At 40.4% G+C, this 3,954-nt stretch carries 4 protein-coding genes; 1 reads left to right on the forward strand and 3 read right to left on the reverse strand.

Features of this window, described 5'->3' with window-relative positions:
* Positions 1–235, forward strand: a 235-nt coding sequence (locus tag PUQ00_RS32505) for a hypothetical protein (RefSeq protein WP_300424100.1), incomplete at its 5' end; no start/stop codon positions are given.
* Positions 236–534: 299 nt separating this feature from the next.
* On the opposite strand, the gene purU is transcribed toward PUQ00_RS32505, so the two are convergent.
* The 3 genes from purU to PUQ00_RS32520 all read right to left on the reverse strand — a co-directional run bounded on the left by purU (position 535) and on the right by PUQ00_RS32520 (position 3,856).
* Positions 535–1,410, reverse strand: coding sequence for a formyltetrahydrofolate deformylase (purU, locus tag PUQ00_RS32510; protein ID WP_300424102.1), 876 nt, complete (start codon positions 1,408–1,410; stop codon positions 535–537).
* 26 nt (positions 1,411–1,436) lie between these two features.
* Positions 1,437–2,060, reverse strand: a complete 624-nt coding sequence (locus PUQ00_RS32515; protein ID WP_300424104.1) for a DUF4340 domain-containing protein — start codon at positions 2,058–2,060, stop codon at positions 1,437–1,439.
* A 140-nt stretch (positions 2,061–2,200) separates the two neighbouring features.
* Positions 2,201–3,856: a Gldg family protein gene (locus PUQ00_RS32520; protein ID WP_300424105.1), complete on the reverse strand. Its 1,656-nt coding sequence runs from the start codon at positions 3,854–3,856 to the stop codon at positions 2,201–2,203.
* Between the last annotated feature and the right edge of the window lie 98 nt (positions 3,857–3,954).

A 3,954-nucleotide genomic window follows, 5' to 3' on the forward strand; every position in this document is an offset into this window, starting at 1 on the left:
TTTCTACTCCACCTTTTTATTATCTCATGCTATTTATATTAAGGATAAGTCTATTTCAAAAATCAAATATCAGTCCTATATTTGGTTAGAACTAGATTATTTAGGGCTGCGCGCTGGTATTTATTTTTTTCTCAAAGTAATTAAAGTGATAAAGACTATTCCAAGCATTAATGAACAACAAAAAATCGCCTCTATCCTCTCAACAGCTGATTCTGTACCTGACTTTTCCAGATAATTTATTTGTTGGAAGTCCCTAATCCTTCACGCGATTCATCCCAAGATTCAGCAATTTGCTCAAATACTAGGTCTAAATGAAGACGCTTTCTAACTTGAAACTGCCTGTTTAGGTGATTTCTGATTAAAAAAATATCTATGTTGACGAGTTTTGACTTCTCTGCCAGACGCTACGCGTAGCTTGCTTAAGAGCAGGGGTACGCTCAACTCTCGACTATTCAGTTGGTTGAGCGAAGTCGAAACCAACGGCTATAGTAAATTTATTATTAGAATTCACATCACATTCGCTCGGATATAAAATCACTCAAAGACTACTGTCCTATTTCCATAGACTAATACACGATTTTGCAAGTGCGATCGCACCGCTCTTGCTAATACAACTCTCTCTAAATCTTTACCCTTTCTCACCAAATCATCAACTTCATCACGGTGACTAACTCGCACCACATCCTGTTCAATAATTGGGCCTGCATCTAAATCAGCAGTGGCGTAATGAGCAGTTGCACCAATAATTTTTACCCCACGTTCAAAAGCTCTGTGATAGGGATTTGCTCCGATAAAAGCTGGTAGAAATGAATGATGAATATTGATAATTTGCGGAAATTGACGAATAAAATCTGCACTAACAATCTGCATATATTTTGCCAATACAACTAAATCTATTTTGTACTGATGTAGTAATTGTAGTTGTTGGGCTTCTTGTTCTGATTTATTGTCTTTAGTGATAGGGATATGCTGGAAATCGATATTAAATTGCTCTGCAATTACCTTTAAATTAGAATGATTACTAATAATTAAAGGAATTTCAGCAATAAATTCTTTAGCGCGTTGTCGCCAAATTAAGTCAAATAAACAATGGTCTTGCCGACTTACCCAAATAGCTATGCGTGGTACTGTATCAGAAAAACGCAGTTCCCACTTAGCGGCTAAAGGTTGTGCGAACACTCCGTGATGCTTCGCAAACGCATTAAATGCAGGGGCAATAAATTCTCGCGGTAAATTGAATCCATCTAGTTGCCATTCAATGCGGGTAAGGAATAACCCAGCAGCAAAGTCTGTATGCTGATCTGCATGAATAATATTACCACCATTAGAATAGATGAAATTGGCAATTTTCGCCACCAGTCCCCGTTGATCGGGGCAGGAAATCAGCAATGTTGCTGTCGGATTTGTCATAATAATATCGGCAAACTTTTAATTAATTATTTACTATTTGTGGGACTCGGTTTAGGAATAGTGAGCGGGGGAAGTTTCTGACTATTATCTACAGGTTGCTTCCACTCTGATAGTTCTCGATTCACGGCATTTGCAAAATCTGTAGATACCAACAGCACATTTATATTCCCATCGGGTTTAGCAGCAGGATCAGTTTGAGCATACAAAAAACGACCGTTAAAGTTAGATTTACCCAAAATCAACTGATGGCTTTGTCTATTTTTCAGAGTAATATTGATAGTTGCTTGGGGTTGGTCTAAGGCAAATTCTCCAAGCTCTTTTGCTGGAGTTGATAAAGTGCGCTCGCTCTTCCCTTTGACCAACAAATCCATTAAATAAGAAACAATAGCATCATTTGCTGGGCCGGATACCGGAGATTTGATTAACCACTTCAAGTTACTAGATTCAGGACTACGTTCCAGATTTAGGGTGAGTTTTTTTGTCTTGACTGTTAAAGACTGCACATCATCTGCGGCAAAAGAGAAAATTTGCTGCTTTTGCTCCTTGATTTCTTCTCGCACAGTTGCACCTCTAATTTCATAGAAGTAAACAAAACCACCTAAACCTAGCGCTAGCAGTATCAAAATTAAAGTCGTTCGCGGCAATTTCATTTTTTAATCATTTTGTCATTTGTAATTTGTCATTGGGCATTGGGCATTGGGCATTAGTGAAGAGTTAATATTTATAACTCCTAACTCCTAATTCCTAACTCCTGTACAGACGCGATTAATCGCGTCTCCTAACTCACTTCTTACCGTCGTTTCCACCAGATAATAACTGCCGCCGCCAACCCAATTAAAGGTAAAACCAACAAAGACGACAATATTAAAAGATTGGCTTGCGTAGTAGTCAAGGTTATTCTACGGTTTTTCGGTTCTTTGGGGCGAATAGAAAGGGTTTGCTTCTCCTGTTGACTCAGCCAAGTAACTGAGTTGAGAAATACATCTCCATTTAATTGCTGTTGAAACAAGCCATCGGTGGCGAAGCTAGAATTTCCTAAAACCACTAACCGGGACTCGGTGGCTGTTTGAGATGAGGGAGATGGGGGAGATGGAAGAGATGAGGGAGTGGGGGACGCCTTGCTTTGAGTGGTTGGTGATGGTATGGGTGAAGGTGTCGGTGAAGCTTGGGGAGTGGAAGTAGATTTTGCTGGTAGTTTTCTTGTTAAAGCTACGCCCAAGGTCAGAGGGCCTTTGAGGTCTTTATCTGCATTAAACTCCAATTTTTCGCTTTGGAGGTCGCTTTCTGCCCAGCTGTTGGGATAGGGTTTAGTTCGCAGCAGTAGAGTAGCCTTAACACCACTTACAGAGATAATTTCCAGTGGTCGAGCAACCGGATAAAAAGAATTACCGTTACTGAAATCTTTGGTAATTGGATGTTGTCCATATTCTGTCACTAAGGGCGCAGCTGGGCCAAGTCCCACGCTATCCTTTGAGACATCTACTGCTAAACGATTATCTAGACGAACACCCCACTCTTGTAGCAAGCTGTCAACTTTGGGATCGGTATTGGGATCAATCATCAGCAGTAAGCTACCGCCCTGATTAAGATATTCTTGCAAGGCTTTGACTTCACCCTCAAACAGCCCTCGTTTGGGGCCAGCTACTATTACGACAGCCGCATCTTGAGGAATTTTGGAGGTTTCTGCTAGATTCAGGGGTGCTGTTGTAAAATTTTTGTCACCTAATCCCTGAACTGCTTGTGATATTGCACCTTTACCAGGCGAAAGTTGGCGTTCGCCATGACCTTGCAGTAAGTAAACTTTGGCTGTAGTTGAATTTGTTAGTTGTTGCAGGCGACTAGTTAATCTGACTTCCGATAGGCGTTCATTTTCATTTACCGTCTGTACTAATTGCCGTTTATCCCCAGATTCTAGGTAAACTTCCCCATAATCTTTGACGCCAAACTTTTCTGCAAGTCCTGGTCTAGCTTGGGGGTCAATATACTCATATTTAAATTTTGAACTTTGCCTCTGATAATTTTCTAGCAGTTCTCGGTCTTGGGGATTCTGGTTAATATCAAACACCCACACCTTAACTGGCTGTGGTAATACATTTACTAATTCCCGTGACTGGGGCGCAAGGGTAAACAATTGAGTTTCTGTTAAGTCTGCCCGCAAGTGATAGCGAGTTCCCAAAAAGTTAATCAATCCCAAAATTGTCAATACTGCCAGAGTTGCCACTAGGGCATTAGTCCCAGCTTGGATAGAACGACGCTTCCACCAATTAGTTTGGTAGCTTTGCCATATTATCCACAATCCACTGATGACAATTCCCGTAATCAGAAATGCTAAGGGAATTAATCCCCACTGTTCAGAGACTAATCCAACTGTTAAGCCAACAGTAATTAGGAACGGGCCAAACCAAAATAGATATTTCCAAAGTTTCTTTTTTGCAACTATCTTCATATAATTTGTCATTTGTCATTAGTCATTAGTCATTTGTCATTTGGTACATTAGACTTATCCGGAAATGAGAACTTTATTTGGCTGAAACCTAGCTCTGG

Source organism: Nostoc sp. S13 (assembly GCF_029379315.1).
Classification (GTDB): Bacteria; Cyanobacteriota; Cyanobacteriia; order Cyanobacteriales; family Nostocaceae; genus Nostoc.